The sequence below is a fragment of the Mesorhizobium sp. AR07 genome, from assembly GCF_024746815.1.
In the GTDB taxonomy this organism is placed as follows: domain Bacteria; phylum Pseudomonadota; class Alphaproteobacteria; order Rhizobiales; family Rhizobiaceae; genus Mesorhizobium.
This window is the reverse complement of sequence record NZ_CP080525.1, coordinates 2,954,242-2,969,100: the sequence shown is the minus strand read 5'-3', so window position 1 is coordinate 2,969,100 and position 14,859 is coordinate 2,954,242. Positions and strand designations below refer to the sequence as shown.

Sequence of the window (14,859 nt, the reverse complement as noted above, 5' to 3'; positions counted from 1 at the left end):
CTTGGTGCACCTGATGTCGCCATTCGCGAGGGTCGCCTCGTCCATACGGATTTTCATTTGCGCCCAATCGACGGCATGATGTTACCGCCAGAGCGCAACCAAATCCGCATTTCGGCTGGCCTCGCGATAGGCAGCTATCAACGCCGATCTTGTCAAAAGCTGTCGGGCGGAAATGTCCATGTTAGCCGCCGGCCGAAGGTGAACGTACGGCAGCTTCCAGGCTTGGCGAGGGGATCGGCGGACGGCGACTATGAGGCGCATAGTCGCCGTTTGCCGAATGAAAGACTAGGTCCGTTTGGGGTCAATAGCAGAACACCCTTCGCTACTCCTCCTTCTCCCGCTTCTGCGCGATCAGGTCGAGCCGCTCGCGGTCGGAGCGTTCGCGTTCGTCGCGGTTGCGGATGTCCTTGTAGGCGCGCTCGACCATGTTGGTGCGCGCGGTGGCAGTGGCGATGAGGCCGGCCTCTTGCCTGGCGCTTGCGAGGTTCGTTTCCTGGCGCCCGACCGCACTGGCGATGCGACGATGGTAAAGTTCGGGAAACAGGCGGGAGAGGGAATCGGCCTGGTCGAAATGCCCGACCAGTTCCCTGGCCTCGGCCTCGGCCGTGCTGGCCGCGGCAAGGAAAGTGGCATGGCGGGTTTCGTGCAGTGCCTTCAGCTGTTCCTGCACCTTGACCAGTTTCTTCAGGCGGTCCTTGCGTGTGCTCATGGCTATCTTGCCAGCGTCAGGTCGACAAAGCCGTTGACGAACAGCGACAGCATGGTGCCGACGGCGAAATAGAAGATGATCAACCCGCCGCCGATGATGAAGGGCTGGGAAATGAAGTAGATCGGGATCTGCGGGGTCAGCTTGTTGACGAAGCCGATCGTCAGATTGACGAGAATGGCATAGGCGACAAACGGGCTGCCGAGGCGGATGACCAGGAAGAAGGTGTCGGACACCGTGTCGGTGACATCGACGAGCGCTGCCTGCGGGTTGAAGAAGATGTTGACCGGCGCGACGGTGTAGGACGTCACCAGCGCGCGTATGATCTCATGATCGAAATCGAAGACGAACAGCATCAACAGCGCCGAGAACGAGATGATGGCGGCAAGCGCCGCCTGCGGTTCGGGCTCCTCGATCGCCGGGCCGCCGGAGCCGCCATAGCCGATTAGCATGGCGATGGCCGAGCCCATGAAGCGCAAGGCTTCCATGTAGAGCCTGGTCATGGCGCCGATCAGGCCGCCGACCAGAAGTTCCGAAATGATCATCGGCACCAGGATCTGCGGGCGCGGATCGACGAAGGGAAAGATGCGGTCCCACAGGAAGGCGAGCAGGCCGCCGGTGGCGGCGACCGCCACGAACAGCCTGACCTGGACCGGAACGCGGGCGCTGGACAGGCCCGGCATCAGCATGAAGCAGGCGCCGATGCGGCAGAAGGCGAGGAACGCCGCGATGACGACGCCTTGCGACAGCACACTCACGAGATGGTTCCGAGCACCTTGATCTCGACGCCCTTGGCGATTTCGACATGGCTGAGCACCGGCAGTGTGGTGAACAGCCGCTCTACGATCATGCGCACATAGGGGCGGGCATCGGGCGCGGTGACCAGCACGAAACGCTCGCCGGCTTCGAGAAACTTCTTGATCGCCTTGGTCGCGTCCTGGCCGAACTCTTCCAGTTGGCGCGGATCGATGTCGAATTCGCGCACCTCGCCCTTGGCGTCGCGCTTGAGGCTCTGGTGGAAGGCGAGATCCCAGCGGTTGCCGAGGCGCAGCACCTTCAGCACGCCGCTCTCGGAGAGGTCGCCGCAGATCTGCTGCGCCATGCGGATGCGGACGTGTTCGACGATCTGCTCGGTGCGGCGCACATGCGGCGCGATCTCGGCTATCGCCTCGATGATCAGATGCAGGTTGCGGATCGAGACGCGCTCGGCGAGCAGCAGCTTCAGCACCGCCTGCAGGCCGGGGTAGGAGATGTGCGTGGTGCAGATCTCGTCGGCGAGCTTGCGGTACTCCTGGTCCTGCCGTTCGAGCAGCGCCTTCATGTCTTTGTAGGACAGAAGCTGCGGCAGGTTGTTGCGGATGACCTCGGAGAGGTGGGTGAGCAGCACCGACATGTTGTCGGCGAAGGTGTAGTTCTCGCGCTTCAAATCTTCGGCGAAGGCTTCGACCACGGAATAGGCGCGCATGCCGAAGGCCGGCTCGCGGATTTCCTCGCCCGGTATTTCGGGTATGTCGCGGTTGCCGAGCAGCACCATGATCTCGCCGACGCGCATCTGGTATTCGGCCACCACGGTGCCGTGCACCTTGATCTGGTAGCTCTTCGGCGGGATGGCGAAATCGTCGGCGACGCGCACCTCCGGCACGACGAAGCCGTACTGGGTGGCGAATTTCTTGCGCATCTTGCCCATGCGGAAGACCAGTTCCTGATGCGACACCAGAAGCCGGGTCGAAAGCTGCTTGCCGATCAGGAGCTCGATCTCGGCGGTGGCGAGCGAGGCCTTGACCGAGTTCTTTTCCTCTTCGACCTTGGTTGCCTTCTCCTGGTCCTTGATCGCCTCGGCCTCGGCGAGGACGCGGTTGTGGCGCATCGGGATGATGTAGCCGAGACCCGCCATGCCGGCAGCCAGCGCAAAGAATGGAAACAGCGGCAGGCCGGGCATCAGACCGAGCAGCACCAGCAGCGATGCCGCCACGTAAAGCGCGCGCGGATGGGCGCCGAGCTGGCCGAACACCGCCTGGTTGGTCGAGCCGCGCGTGCCGCCCTTGGACACCAGCAGGCCGGCGGCCAATGAGACGATCAGCGCCGGGATCTGGGTGACGAGACCGTCGCCGACCGACAGCTTGATGAACACGTCGGCGGCCTCGCCCATGCCCATGCCGTGCCTGATATAGCCGATGGCGATGCCGCCGACGATGTTGATGGCGGTGATGATGAGGCCGGCGATGGCATCGCCGCGGACGAATTTCGAGGCACCGTCCATCGAGCCGAAGAAGGAGGATTCTTCCTCAAGTTCGCGGCGGCGCAGCTGCGCCGTCTTGTCGTCGATCATGCCGGCGGAAAGGTCGGCGTCGATCGACATCTGCTTGCCGGGGATGGCGTCGAGGGTAAAGCGGGCGCCGACTTCGGCGATACGCGTGGCGCCCTTGGTGATGACGATGAAGTTCACCACGACCAGGATCATGAAGACGATGAGGCCGATGACGAAGTCGCTGGCCATCACCAGCTTGGAGAAGCCGGCAATGACATAGCCGGCGGCGTGCGTCCCCTCGTTGCCATGCGACAGGATCATGCGCGTGGTGGCGATGTTGAGCGACAGCCGCAGCATGGTGGCGATGAGCAGCACGGTCGGGAACGACGAGAAATCGAGCGGCCGCTGGATCCACAACGCCACCATCAGGATCAGCACCGAAAGCGCGATCGAGAAGGCGAGGCCGATGTCGATGAGAAAGGCCGGGATCGGCAGGAACAGCACGGCCAGGATGATGACGATGCCGATGGCAAAGAAAACGTCGCGGCCGTTCTTGGCCACCGCGCCGGGCTGAATGCTTTCGCTGATCGCCATGTCGTCCCCAAATGCCAAGTCCGCCGCGCGCGACAGGTGTCAAACCCTAACCGGCCAAGCTTGCGCGAGGGTGGGAGACTGGCTACTGCGCCTCAAAGCGCACCTCCGAGACCGCACCTTCGAAAGGAAACTGCATGCTTCTGATCATTGGCGCCGTCCGCCTGCCGCCGGAAAAGCTCGAGGAGGCAAAGCCCGCAATGGAGCGCATGGTTTCGGCCAGTCGCGCCGAGCCCGGCTGCGTCCAATATTCCTACGCGCAGGATGTGTTCGACGCCGAGCTCATCCGGGTCACGGAAGTCTGGAGCGACAGGGCAGCGCTCGACGCACATTTCCGCTCACCGCACATCGCGGACTGGCGCTCGAGCTGGCCGGCACTTGGCATCGGCGCGCGCAATCTCGTGCTCTATGAAGCTGGCGAGCCCATGCCGACCTGATCGACCTGCCAACCGGCCCGTCAGCCGACGGCGGCGCCGGTTGCGTTCCAGCAAAAGCAGCAATGGCCGGCCCGGTGCCACAATGGCGCCTTTCATGTCGGCATTGTGGTTGCCATGCCGTGCCGCCGGGCGTATCAGCGGGCCTTCCACTGCCTTTATCGATATCGGCGAGCCGCCCCAGTGCTTTCCAGAAACCACAGCGAAGTCTATGCCCGCCGGCTGCGCGCGGTGCTGATCAGATCGCTGCCGCTGCTCGAGGCGCGCGGCATCGCGGTGGTCATTCTGGCCGGCGTCGTCGGGGTGATGGCGGGGGTCCTGGTCACAGCGATGAGCCAGATCGTGCAGGACCTGCACGGGCTGTTGTTCGGCGTTCAGCCCGGCGGACGGCTTTCCGGCATGTTCTCGCTCGCCAATCCGTTGCAGGCGCTGATACCTGCGATCGGAGGCATCCTGCTCGGGCTGACGGTGATCTGGCTCAGACTGCGGAAATTCCGCACTCCGATCGACCCGATCGAGGCCAACGCGCTCTATGGCGGCCGCATGTCGCTGACCGACACTTTCATCATCGTCGGCCAGACGATGATTTCCAGCGGCTTCGGCGCCTCGGTGGGGCTGGAGGCCGGTTATACGCAGGTCGGGTCCGGCCTGGCATCGCGGCTGGCGCGCATCTTCAGGCTGCGCCGCAACGATGTCCGCATCCTGGTTGGCTGCGGCGCCGCCGGCGCCATCGCCGCCGCCTTCGACGCGCCGCTGACCGGGGCCTTCTATGGTTTCGAACTGGTCATCGGCATCTATTCTGTCGCCAATGTCGCGCCGGTCATGACCGCCGCGATCTCGGCCTCGCTGACCGCCGAGATGTTTGGCGGGGTGCCGTTTCCGCTCGAGCTTTCAGGCCTGCCGGCGCTCACCGCCAGCCAGTACGTGCCGTTCCTGCTGCTTGGCCTGCTCGGCGGGGCGGCCTCGATCGCCATCATGCATCTGGTAACGCTGATCGAACGCGGTTTCGCCAGGCTGTCGATCGATGCGTCGCTGCGCCCCGTCATCGGCGGCGTCATCGTCGGACTGCTGGGGCTGGTCACGCCGCAGGTCCTGTCCAGCGGCCATGGCGCGCTGCATCGCGAATTCTCGATGAATTACGGGCTGGCCGTGGTGGCCAGCGTCTTCGTGTTGAAGCTGGCGGCGTCCGCCATCTCCCTGGGTTCGGGCTTTCGCGGCGGGCTGTTCTTCGCCTCCCTGTTCCTGGGCGCGCTGCTCGGCAAGGCATTTGCCGGTGTGATGGCGCTCGTCTCGCCGGCGACCGGCATCGACCCGGCCGTCGCCGCCGTCGTCGGCATGACGTCGCTCGCCGTCGGTGTCGTCGGCGGCCCGCTGACGATGACCTTCCTGGCGCTGGAATCGACCCGCGACCTGACGCTGACGGGTGTTGTGCTGGCCGCCTCGATCATGTCCGCCATCCTGGTGCGCGAAACGTTCGGCTATTCCTTCTCGACATGGCGCTTCCATCTGCGCGGCGAGACAATCCGCAGCGCCCACGATGTCGGCTGGATGCGCAATCTCACCGTCGGCTCGATGATGCGCAAGGACATCAAGACCATCTATGCCTCGACGACGCTGGCCGCCTTCCGCAGGCAAGTGCCGCTCGGTTCGGCGCAGCGCGTCATCGCCGTCGATCCGGGCGATCACTATGTCGGCGTGCTGATCGTGGCCGAACTGCACAGCGATCCTTCCGATGGCGAGGTGGCGGTGCGCGATCTCGCCCAGTTCAAGGACGCGGTGCTGGTGCCCAGCATGAACGTGCAGTCCGCCGCCGAGACCTTCCAGCGCGCCGGCGCGGAAGAGCTCGCCGTGGTCGAGGATTTTACCGATCGCATCGTGCTGGGGCTGTTGACCGAAGGCCATTTGATGCGGCGCTATGCCGAGGAACTCGACAAGGCGCGCAGGGACCTGTCGGGCGAAGGTTGATGCATGTCACCCAAAAGCGCCCCGGACCCAGCGAAGGTACCGATCACCCCGTCGACAGTCGACGCGTTCGACGGATCAGCAGAAGCAACGCGGATCCGACACAAAACCCGACGACGACGATTATCATCAACCATCGCATCAATACCGCCTGGTCGTCGTGGCCGATAACGCGATAGAGGCCGTTGATCTCGACCATCTCGGCGGCGGACAGGCGTTTTTTGGGCAGCGTCAGGTCGGTGTAGAAATACTTGGTCATCGCGTTGAACTCGAGTTCACTTCCGACGAACATTTCCGACGGGTTCAGGTCGGATGTGACATGGTCCACATACGAGCGTTCTTGCGTGGCGCGGATATCAACATTGTTGAAATCCGGCTTTATGGCGCCTGGATGAAACCAGCCTGGCGAAAACACCGTAAATTGCCCAGAGCGGGGTAGGTGGGTAATCGGCTGGTTGACAATTTTGACTACGCTTTGCTCCGCCCGCGCGCTTTCCGCATTCAGCTTTTCGATGGCTGGAAATGCCCAGAAGATTGCGACGGCGACGACCAGCAAAAGGCCCATCAACCCAAACAGATACGCGATATGGCCGATAGCGCGCGCCGGTCTCACCGCACGGTCAGCCAACGCGACCGGGGCGCGGACCTCGCGCCCGCGTCGGCCGAAAACCGCGCTGGGCGGATCGATGTTCATCCGTCTATGTTGGAATAAGCGGGCTAATGCGACGTTAATAGGCACTCGGGTTTTGCTGAGAAAGCCCGCTTCCGGTCGGACTCTGCTCTTTCTTACTCCAAGTCGCCGGCTCTGGACTAATGCTCGATCGGTCCTTTGGCCATCACGAGCGCGGTGCCGGCGGTCGTCGGTCGCTCGATCATGCGCCGCACGCGCGGCGGCTCGTCGCCACTGTGCAGCGCCCGCACGCGCTCGCCGATGACGGCGTCGGCGTGGGTAATGCGTCCATTGTGGCGGACATATTCGATCCAGGTCGGCGTGTGATAGTGCTCGATCCAGATCGCCGGATTTTCAAGGTCGCGCGCCAGCGTCCAGTTGCGGGCGCCGTCACGGCGGCGGATGCGGCCTCGCTCGGCCATGATGGCGAGGAACTCCGGCACGTCCTCGCCGCGGATGATGTACTCGATCATGATGGCGATCGGGCCGCTGCGCGGCTTCAGGTCGAGCGCGAGGTGCGGTTCCCTGAAGCGGTTGAGCGGATCGAGGTTGAGCACCTGCTGTTGCGGCAGCGGCAGCAGCAGGCCGATGGCGCCGCCAGCCAGCATGGCGATGCTGGCCGCGATCAGCGCGGTCTCGGCGCCATGCGCATCGGCGACGACGCCCCAGATCCAGCTGCCGAGCGCGATGCCGCCGAAGGTCGCGGTCTGATAGACCGACAGCACCCGGCCGACCACCCAGCGCGGTGTCGCCATCTGCACCGTGACGTTGAAATGCGACAGCGCGATCACCCAGCAGGCACCGCCGACAAGCAGGCCGAGCGACGTCTGCCAGGCTTGATGGCTGACGGCGGCATTGAAGGCGCAGATGGCGAAGCCGGCGAAGGCACAGCGCACCATCGTCTCGCTGGAGAGCAGCTGCCGCAGCCGCACGCTGATCAGCGCGCCGCCGACCGCGCCGATGCCGAAGGCGCCAAGCATGATGCCGTAGGTCAGCGCGTCGCCCTTGACGACGTCGCGCGCCACCAGCGGCAAGAGCGCCAGCACGGCGCCGGCACTGAAGCCGAAGGCGGCGCCCCTGACCAGCACCTTACCGATGTTGGGTGACATGGCGACATAGCGCAGGCCGGCGCCCATGGCCGCACCCAGAGATTCGCGCGGCAAGGTCGACACCGGCAGGTCCGGCTTCCAACGCGCCAGCACGACGATCAGGCCGATATAGCTCACCGCGTTCGCCGCGAAGGCGGCCGCCGCACCGGCCGCGGCGACGATGATGCCGCCGATCGCCGGGCCGACGCTGCGGGTCAGGTTGAAGCCCATCGAGTTGAGCGCGACCGCGGCCGGCACCTTGTTGCGGGGAACGATGTCGCCGACGGAGGCCTGCCAGGACGGGCTGTTGAGCGCCGTGCCGCTGTCGATCAGGAAGGTGAAGGCCAGCAGCGTCCATGGCGTGATCAAGCCGCTATAGGTGAACAGGGTCAGAAGCACCGAGACGACCAGCATGAAGGTCTGGGCGACCAGCATCACCTTGCGCCGGTCGAAACTGTCGGCGATGGCGCCGGCGACAAGCGCAAACAGCATGATCGGCAAGGTGGTCGAAGCCTGGACCAGAGCCACCTGATAGGGCGAGGTGGCGATCGTGGTCATCATCCAGGCAGCACCGACGCCCTGGATCAGGCCACCGAAATTCGAGACGAGACTTGCGGCCCATACGGCGCGGAAAATGCCGTGCCGGAAGGGCGCCAGCGCCGAGACGCTTTCGCTGTCCGGCTTTTCGTCAATCATCGGAGGTCCCTGCCATGTCGTGCCTGCTCGTCAGATGATCCGTTTGCGCAGATCATTTGCCGAAAGTAGGGCATGGCAATGCAAAGGGCGAACACCTTTCGAAAAAGGTCATGGTCCAACAATGGGATAGAGGCGGTCCACGTCTCGCCTCGCGCCATATCCGGGTCGCTGATGGTTCAGCGCGCGTCGCGAATACCGCGTTTCGCCAACAAAGCAGCGGCGCGGTTTTCGTCGAACTGCTCAGAACCCGTTCTGGATGCGCTCGAAGATGACGTTGGTGAAGGCCGATATCTGGCCGCCGATGAAAGGACCGGTCAGGGCCACGACCAGCATGATGGCGACGATCTTCGGCACGAAGGTCAAGGTGATCTCCTGGACCTGAGTCAGCGCCTGGATGAGGGCGATGCCGATGCCGACCACCATGGCGACCAGCACCACCGGAGCGGACGCGGTGAGCACCGTCCACACCGCGTACTGGACGATGTCGAGAGCGTCGGCCTCGTTCATGGGGACTGGCCTGCCGGGACGTCAGCTCGCGGCCTTGACCGAGACCCCGGGGCCGACCGCGACTTCGGTGCCGTTCGCTAGCACGGCGATGAGGCCGCTGCTGGCGAGGCGCACCGATGCCACCGTGCCGGTCGTCGTGCCGTCGGCGGAGGTTATCGAGCGCCCGATCAGCGCATCGGCTTGCGACAGCGCCGACGACTGCATGATCTGGTTGAGCTTGGTGTTGGTCTGCACCGACTGCTCGACCTGCGAAAAGGTGGCGAGCTGGGCGACATATTGCGTCGAGTCCATCGGCTTGGTCGGATCCTGGTTCTTCATCTCGGCGATCAGAAGCTTCAGGAACGACTGGTAGTCGACCGCAGTCTTGGAGGTCTGCTGGCTGGTCTGGTTGGCGCCAACCGGTATCGTCGTCGTCATGTCCACGTTCATCAGTATCGTGCTCCCACAGCCAGCGGGCGCGCAGCGGCACCCGGAACATCGTCATTGCCGCCAAGCGCGCGGCGTTCGAGCGGATAGAGCGCGCGGATCGCCTTCAGCGCCTCGTAGATATGATCCTCGCCGACCATGCGGTCGATCTGTTTCAGCGCAGCGCGGATCTGGTTGTCCTCGAAGTTTGCCAGCAGCAGCGGCAGCGAGCGACGGAACATGTCGCGCGCCTCGGCCGCGCCAGCCGGATTCATCAGCATGACCTGCAAGATGAAATACAGCTGCTTGAGCGGCGTCGAAGCGTCGTCGGCCTGGATGACGTGGCTCTCGAGCAGGAACTGCACATCGTTCATCAATTCGACCGTGACCTTGCGGTCGACGCGGATGACGGCCCCGTTGACGTAGATCTTCTCGTTCGGCTTCAGGGATATCTTCAGCGTACTGGTCATTGAATGCCGTCCCTGATGATCTGGGACACCTCGATCAGCCCTTCGAAATTGCTGGTGCGGCCCTGGCGAATGTCCTCGGTCTCGCGCAGCAGCCACAGGCCGATGGAAATGAGGTTGGCCCGCAGTTCCTTGGGCAGGGCGTTGTCGCTGGAGCCGAGATCCTCGACGAAGGTGGTCCAGACACGGTTGGTGAAACGCAGCGCCTCGATAGCTTCCATCGAGGCGTGGCCGGCGACCGCCGCCGCCGACAGCATGTCGATCGAGCGGGTCAGGATCTGCCGCTCACGGTCCTTCGCGTCGGCAACGGAGGTGCTCTGGATGTCGGCGTAGGAGAATTGGTACATCGTTGGGCTCTACCGTTCCGTTAAGCGTTGTCAGGTCAGGTATTTCAACAGGCTGAGCTGTTGCAGGCGTGCCGTCAGCGCAAACGAATTTTCGATATGCTGCGTCAGATTCGCGACGCGGGTCGCGGCCTCGGCTGGATCGACGCCCTCCAGATCGACAATATGCCGTTCGAAGAGGTCGACCTGCGTTTTCATGCGGTCGTTTGCATCGGAAACCCGCTTCTGGACGATGCCGGTCTGGGACTGAATCTGGCCGATGCCGCTCAGTGCTTCGCCGACCAGCGCGGTGGAGCGGCTGACGACCGTATTCTTCGCGGCCTGGCTGATGTTGCTCGACATCAGGCTGGCGACCATGGTTGCCGCCATGGCGAGCTTCTGGATGCCGGCGCTGTTGGCACTGGTCGAAGTCGGCGTGGTTTCGTTCAGCGCGATGCGGCTGACGATCTGCTGGTCGGTGGCGTTCGACCAGTTGCCTTGCCAGCCCGGGCCTATGAACTGCGGCACGACGTTGTTGGTGATGAAGTCGTCCATCTGGGCAGCAGTGATGTTGGCCGCTGCCGGGTCATCCTGGGTAAAACCGAACTTGGCGACGAAGGAGGCATCGAATGCCGCCTTGGCGGGAGAGCCGGCGGCGTTGAAGTCGTTGATCGGCTTGACGTCGGTGTTGGTGCCGGCGAACAGGTATTCGCCGTTAACGCTGGTGTTGAGGATCGAGGTCAGCTGCTGGATGGTCGCCTTGCCGGAATCTCGGGTGAGGTTGTTGGAAGAATCGCTTGATGAGGCGGTGGTCAGGCTGGACAGAAAGGACTGCGCCGCGGTGGAGAGCTGGCCAAGCGAGGTCTGCGTCGAGGAAAGCCGGGCGCCGACCAGACCGTTGGAGTCGATGATGACGTTGAGCCGGTCGAGGTCGCGCGAGAAGGTGACGGACTGCGCGGTGCGCGCTCCGAGAGCCAGGCCGACATCGGCGACCCTGCCGGTCGAGGACTCTTTCGTGGCTTTGACAAGGTCGACCTGCATGCGCATCTGCTGGGAGCGCATGGCGTTCGATAGGGCGGCTGACGAGACTGAAGTCATGGATTATCCCACCGCGCTGAGTAAGGCCGTCATCATATCGTTGACCGTTTTCATCATCCGGGCTGATGCCTGATAGGTGTGTTCGAGGTCGAGCATCAGCGACATTTCCTGATCGACATTGACGCCGGTGGCGTTGGACAGCGCCTCGGCGCTGCGCGATGCCAACGCTTCCTTGGCGTCGGAGGCGGTCGAAGCCTGCTGGCGCACGCCCTGGAACCAGCCGATCGAATTGGCCGCGTAGTCCGAAACGCTTGACGTCGCCGAAACCCCGGCGGCGGGGTCGAAGGTCATCGGCTGGTCGAGCCTGTCGCCATAGGCAACCAATAGGTTGGAATAGGAAGCGCCGCCGCCGGTGTTGGCGACATAGGCAGCACCATTGGCGCCGCCGTCGCGCAGCAGTGTTGGATTGCCGCCGGTGCTCGGGTCCATCGCCGCATTGACGCTGATGGAGCCGGCAAGGCCGTTGACCAGCGTGCCTGCTGCCGGCACGGCCGGCGCACCGGACCAGGTGAACAGGCCGGCGGCATTGGGCATCGAAGGTGCGGTTTCGGCAAAGGCCGTGATCAGGCCGCGCGCGGTCTCGTCGAGTTGGCTCTGCATGGTCGAGGCGGCGCCGTCGCGCAATTGCAGCAGGCCGGCAAGCTTGCCGCTGGCGCTGGTGTTGCCGCCCGTTCCCGCCGAGATCGGCACATTGTCGATATAGACGGCGTTGCCGGCGGCACCGGCGACATAGCCGGCCGATGGCGCGAAGCTGACCGTGCGCGGAATGGTCTCGAACAGCGTCGTGCCGTCGCCGGTGGTGACGACCATGTCATTGTCGCCGCGCGTGAAGGTCGACACCGGGACATAGTTCGAAATCTTCTTCAAAAGCGCATCGCGCTGGTCGAGCGCATCGGAAACATCGGTACCGGAACGGGTTCCGGAGATGACCGCCGTGTTGGCATTCTGGAACTGGTTGAGCAGCGAGTTGAGGTCGTTGACCCCCGTGGCGATCTGGCTGTCGGTCTGGGTGCGGAAATCCTGGATCGCCTTGGAGCCCTCGTTCAGCGACCGCACGACCTGCTTGGCCGCGTCGATGACGCTGGCGCCGAGGTTCTGGTTGGACGGCGAGGTGGCGTAGAGCTGCAGCGCCTTCTGCAGATTGCCGATCGCGGTCGAGGGCGAGGACGCATTGTCGACGCCATTGACCGATATGCCCAGTTGATCCATGCCGCTGTAAAGCGCGCTCTGGCCGCTCCAGGCCGACAATGCGCCGAGATTCTGGCGGAACAGCAGATCGTTGGTGGCGCGCTGGATATCAACCGAACGCGCGCCCGGCGCCGTGCTGGTGACGACGGCCTGGCGGCGCGAATAGTCCGGGTTGTCGGCGTCGGCGACGTTGCGCGAGACAACGCTGGTCTGCCGGGCGGTGTTCATAAGCGCCGATTGGGCGATGCTCAGTGCAGTAGACAGCGACATGCGTATCTTTCGCGGGCGGTGCCCGTCTTATCTCTTCAGGTTGACAAGGACGTCCATCAGATCGGAACCGGTCTGGAAGACTTTCGAATTGGCGGTATAGCTGCGCTGCGCCGCGATCATGTCGGTCAGTTCTGTGGCGATGTCGACGTTGGAGTTCTCGAGTGCGCCGGAGATGATGGAGCCGAGCTTGCCTTCATTGGCAAAGCCGACACGAACCGCGCCGGAATCGGTGCCCTGTGCGTAGACGTTGCCGGGCAGCGCGGTGAGCTGGTCCGGGCTCTGCACGTCGGCCAGCGGAATCTTGTAGAGCGGCTTGGTGGAGCCGTCCTTGTATTGGGCGTAGATGGTGCCGTCCTTGCTGATCTGGACCTTGTCGATGGTGCTCGGCGCGTTGCCGTTGACCTGGGCATCGGAAACGGTGAAGCCGGTGCCGAGCTGGGTCAATTTCGACAGATCCAGCGAAAAGGGGGCGCCATTGGGCACTGTCAGGCTGACGCTGTTGACGGCGCCGGTGAGCTTGCCGGTGGTGGTGTCGAAGGTCAGGTTGGCCGTGCCCAGTGCGCCGCCTGTGTAGGGGAACGACGTTCCGGGAGTGGCTTTCGACTGATCGAAGACCGCGACCTGCCAGGTGCCGGCGCCGGTGTTGGTGAAATAGACGTCGAGCAGCTTCTTGTTGCCGAGATTGTCGTAGGCGACCATCGAGGATTTCGACGTGTACTGCGCGCCCGCGACGTTGGTGGTGGGCAGATTGCCGGCGGCCGGCGTCGCGCCTGCCGACAGGTTGCCGCTGTAGGTACCTTGGGTGCTCGGCGTTGCCGTCATCTCCTGGTCGGAGATGACCACCGGAGTCAGTCCCTCGAAGCCGTTCACAGTCGCCGCCGGCACGCCGTTGGCGTAGCTGTAAGCCATCAGCTGGAAGCCGGCCGCGTTGACCAGCCGTCCCTGCGCATCGGGAACGAAGGCGCCGGCCCGTGTCAGGAAGGGTGTACCGCTCGGATTCTGAACGACGAAGAAACCATCGCCATTGACGGCAAGGTCGGAGACCGAGGTCGTGTATTGAAGCACGCCCGGATCGCTGACCGCCTTCCGGATCGTCGTGGTGACGCCGCCGGAATTGTAGGCGCCACCCGTGGTCGGCATGACCAGCGTCGAAAATTCGGCGGAGGATCGCTTGTAACCGGTGGTGTCGGAATTGGCGATGTTGTCGGCCGTGGCGGACAGCCGGTTTGCCTGTGCATTCATGCCGGAAACGCCGGTCCGCATCATTCCGTAGAGGCTCATCGAAACGTCTCCCCAATGTGGATGCCACTGGCTCCAATGCGGATGCCACTGGCTACGAGGCTACGCGTGTTTTCTTGCGCGAGGCTGGCGCGGCGCTGCATCAGAAGACGAGCCGGTAGCCGAGGAAGCGCTTGGAATCGATCGGGTCGGTGCCGAGCTTCTCGCGCAGCTTCTTGCGCAGTTTGCTGATGTGGCTCTCCACCACGTTCTCCTCGACCTCTTCATCGAAGATGCCGTAGATGGCGTTGAAGACCTGGGTCTTGGTGACGCGGCGCCCGCGATTGCTCGCCAGATATTCGAGGATGCGGCGTTCACGACGCGGCAAGGCCAGCGGCTGACCGTCGATCTCGGGGTCGCGGCCGTCCATGAAGATGCGCATGGCGCCGATCTCGGTGTAGGCGACATCTTCCTGGGCGCGGCGGCGGATGGCGGTGATGCGGGCAAGGATCTCGCGGATATGGACGGGCTTGCGAATGACATCGTCGACGCCGCTCTCGAACAACCGCAGCGTGTTCTCCAGGGAATGCTGCTCGCTGAGCGCAATGACCGGAGCGCCGGTGCGGTCGCGGATCTGACGGGGAGAGATCGAGCCTTCGCGGCAGTCGCCGATGAGGAAGGCGCGGACCGACCTCAGGTCGGTGTCGGCGGCCGAGCTCACCCACTCGCCGAACTCGCCCGGCGCGAAGCCCGCACAGGCGACACCCTCACGGTCAAAAAGTGAATTGTATCCCTCTGTTACGAGCTCGCGCTCGTCAACGATTACAATCATCGGCCCGCCTCCGAATCAAATCATTTGCCCCGTGAAAAGAGGGGTATCCGCTGGCGAGAATCCTGAACAACCGTCATTTCTTGTAGCTAGTTTCTTGGGAGTCTGGAATCGCATCGGTTGCATTAGCGCGCAACCAGATATGCTTTGCGCGGCAAG

Annotated in this window: 15 protein-coding genes; 2 read left to right on the top strand and 13 right to left on the bottom strand. The window is 63.7% G+C overall.

The annotated features are described in order from the left end of the window. Nucleotides 1-322 precede the first annotated feature (322 nt). Genes BPNPMPFG_RS15145 through flhA form a run of 3 tightly spaced genes read right to left on the bottom strand, consistent with a single transcriptional unit; the run spans nt 323 to nt 3,548 of the window. Nucleotides 323-709 carry a hypothetical protein gene (locus BPNPMPFG_RS15145; RefSeq protein ID WP_258596259.1) on the bottom strand — a complete coding sequence of 129 codons (387 nt, stop codon included), beginning with the start codon at nt 707-709 and terminating at the stop codon, nt 323-325. A 2-nt stretch (nt 710-711) separates the two neighbouring features. Beyond that, nucleotides 712-1,464 (bottom strand): flagellar biosynthetic protein FliR, encoded by a 753-nt coding sequence (fliR, locus tag BPNPMPFG_RS15140; RefSeq protein ID WP_258596258.1) that lies wholly within the window; start codon nt 1,462-1,464, stop codon nt 712-714. Continuing rightward, nucleotides 1,461-3,548: a flagellar biosynthesis protein FlhA gene (gene flhA, locus BPNPMPFG_RS15135; RefSeq protein WP_258596257.1), complete on the bottom strand. Its 2,088-nt coding sequence runs from the start codon at nt 3,546-3,548 to the stop codon at nt 1,461-1,463. The genes fliR and flhA overlap by 4 nt, the downstream gene beginning before the upstream one ends. Before the next feature lie 134 nt (nt 3,549-3,682). Here flhA and BPNPMPFG_RS15130 point away from each other — a divergent pair, with 134 nt between their 5' ends. Together BPNPMPFG_RS15130 and BPNPMPFG_RS15125 are read left to right on the top strand one after the other, a co-directional pair. Further along, entirely contained in the window at nt 3,683-3,982 is a 300-nt protein-coding gene (locus tag BPNPMPFG_RS15130) for a putative quinol monooxygenase (RefSeq protein ID WP_258596255.1), read from the top strand. Between the two features lie 180 nt (nt 3,983-4,162). Next, a complete protein-coding gene (locus tag BPNPMPFG_RS15125) occupies nt 4,163-5,944 on the top strand; it encodes a chloride channel protein (RefSeq protein ID WP_258596253.1) in 1,782 nt (593 codons plus the stop codon). Between the two features lie 43 nt (nt 5,945-5,987). On the opposite strand, the gene BPNPMPFG_RS15120 is transcribed toward BPNPMPFG_RS15125, so the two are convergent. The 10 genes from BPNPMPFG_RS15120 to BPNPMPFG_RS15075 form a co-directional block, all read right to left on the bottom strand. Further along, complete coding sequence (locus BPNPMPFG_RS15120) at nt 5,988-6,635, bottom strand: hypothetical protein (protein ID WP_258596251.1); 648 nt, start codon at nt 6,633-6,635, stop codon at nt 5,988-5,990. Between the two features lie 116 nt (nt 6,636-6,751). Next, nucleotides 6,752-8,395, bottom strand: a complete 1,644-nt coding sequence (locus BPNPMPFG_RS15115) for an MFS transporter (RefSeq protein ID WP_258596250.1) — start codon at nt 8,393-8,395, stop codon at nt 6,752-6,754. Between the two features lie 240 nt (nt 8,396-8,635). Beyond that, complete coding sequence (gene fliQ, locus BPNPMPFG_RS15110) at nt 8,636-8,902, bottom strand: flagellar biosynthesis protein FliQ (protein WP_258596249.1); 267 nt, start codon at nt 8,900-8,902, stop codon at nt 8,636-8,638. 21 nt (nt 8,903-8,923) lie between these two features. Then, nucleotides 8,924-9,331 (bottom strand): flagellar hook assembly protein FlgD, encoded by a 408-nt coding sequence (gene flgD / locus BPNPMPFG_RS15105; protein ID WP_258596247.1) that lies wholly within the window; start codon nt 9,329-9,331, stop codon nt 8,924-8,926. Next, nucleotides 9,331-9,777 carry a flagellar biosynthesis repressor FlbT gene (flbT, locus tag BPNPMPFG_RS15100; protein WP_258596246.1) on the bottom strand — a complete coding sequence of 149 codons (447 nt, stop codon included), beginning with the start codon at nt 9,775-9,777 and terminating at the stop codon, nt 9,331-9,333. Before flbT ends, flgD begins: the two co-directional genes overlap by 1 nt. Further along, nucleotides 9,774-10,121 carry a flagellar biosynthesis regulator FlaF gene (gene flaF, locus BPNPMPFG_RS15095; RefSeq protein ID WP_258596245.1) on the bottom strand — a complete coding sequence of 116 codons (348 nt, stop codon included), beginning with the start codon at nt 10,119-10,121 and terminating at the stop codon, nt 9,774-9,776. The genes flbT and flaF overlap by 4 nt, the downstream gene beginning before the upstream one ends. Before the next feature lie 30 nt (nt 10,122-10,151). Then, complete coding sequence (locus tag BPNPMPFG_RS15090) at nt 10,152-11,195, bottom strand: flagellar hook-associated family protein (protein WP_258596243.1); 1,044 nt, start codon at nt 11,193-11,195, stop codon at nt 10,152-10,154. Between the two features lie 3 nt (nt 11,196-11,198). Beyond that, on the bottom strand, nt 11,199-12,653 hold the full coding sequence (gene flgK, locus BPNPMPFG_RS15085) for a flagellar hook-associated protein FlgK (protein ID WP_258596242.1): 1,455 nt from the start codon (nt 12,651-12,653) through the stop codon (nt 11,199-11,201). A gap of 27 nt (nt 12,654-12,680) precedes the next feature. Then, the gene (locus BPNPMPFG_RS15080; protein WP_258596240.1) at nt 12,681-13,934 is read right to left on the bottom strand and encodes a flagellar hook protein FlgE; all 1,254 of its coding nucleotides are present in this window, start codon (nt 13,932-13,934) and stop codon (nt 12,681-12,683) included. A gap of 100 nt (nt 13,935-14,034) precedes the next feature. Continuing rightward, nucleotides 14,035-14,703: a response regulator transcription factor gene (locus tag BPNPMPFG_RS15075; RefSeq protein WP_258596239.1), complete on the bottom strand. Its 669-nt coding sequence runs from the start codon at nt 14,701-14,703 to the stop codon at nt 14,035-14,037. Nucleotides 14,704-14,859: the final 156 nt, after the last annotated feature.

Coding starts and splice junctions, on each gene's coding strand:
- flgD (WP_258596247.1), bottom strand. CDS start 9,331: ATGAACGTGGACATGACGACGACGATACCGGTTGGCGCCAACCAGACC.
- BPNPMPFG_RS15115 (WP_258596250.1), bottom strand. CDS start 8,395: ATGATTGACGAAAAGCCGGACAGCGAAAGCGTCTCGGCGCTGGCGCCC.
- fliQ (WP_258596249.1), bottom strand. CDS start 8,902: ATGAACGAGGCCGACGCTCTCGACATCGTCCAGTACGCGGTGTGGACG.
- BPNPMPFG_RS15090 (WP_258596243.1), bottom strand. CDS start 11,195: ATGACTTCAGTCTCGTCAGCCGCCCTATCGAACGCCATGCGCTCCCAG.
- BPNPMPFG_RS15080 (WP_258596240.1), bottom strand. CDS start 13,934: ATGAGCCTCTACGGAATGATGCGGACCGGCGTTTCCGGCATGAATGCA.
- flgK (WP_258596242.1), bottom strand. CDS start 12,653: ATGTCGCTGTCTACTGCACTGAGCATCGCCCAATCGGCGCTTATGAAC.
- BPNPMPFG_RS15130 (WP_258596255.1), top strand. CDS start 3,683: ATGCTTCTGATCATTGGCGCCGTCCGCCTGCCGCCGGAAAAGCTCGAG.
- BPNPMPFG_RS15120 (WP_258596251.1), bottom strand. CDS start 6,635: ATGAACATCGATCCGCCCAGCGCGGTTTTCGGCCGACGCGGGCGCGAG.
- BPNPMPFG_RS15145 (WP_258596259.1), bottom strand. CDS start 709: ATGAGCACACGCAAGGACCGCCTGAAGAAACTGGTCAAGGTGCAGGAA.
- flhA (WP_258596257.1), bottom strand. CDS start 3,548: ATGGCGATCAGCGAAAGCATTCAGCCCGGCGCGGTGGCCAAGAACGGC.
- flaF (WP_258596245.1), bottom strand. CDS start 10,121: ATGTACCAATTCTCCTACGCCGACATCCAGAGCACCTCCGTTGCCGAC.
- BPNPMPFG_RS15075 (WP_258596239.1), bottom strand. CDS start 14,703: ATGATTGTAATCGTTGACGAGCGCGAGCTCGTAACAGAGGGATACAAT.
- flbT (WP_258596246.1), bottom strand. CDS start 9,777: ATGACCAGTACGCTGAAGATATCCCTGAAGCCGAACGAGAAGATCTAC.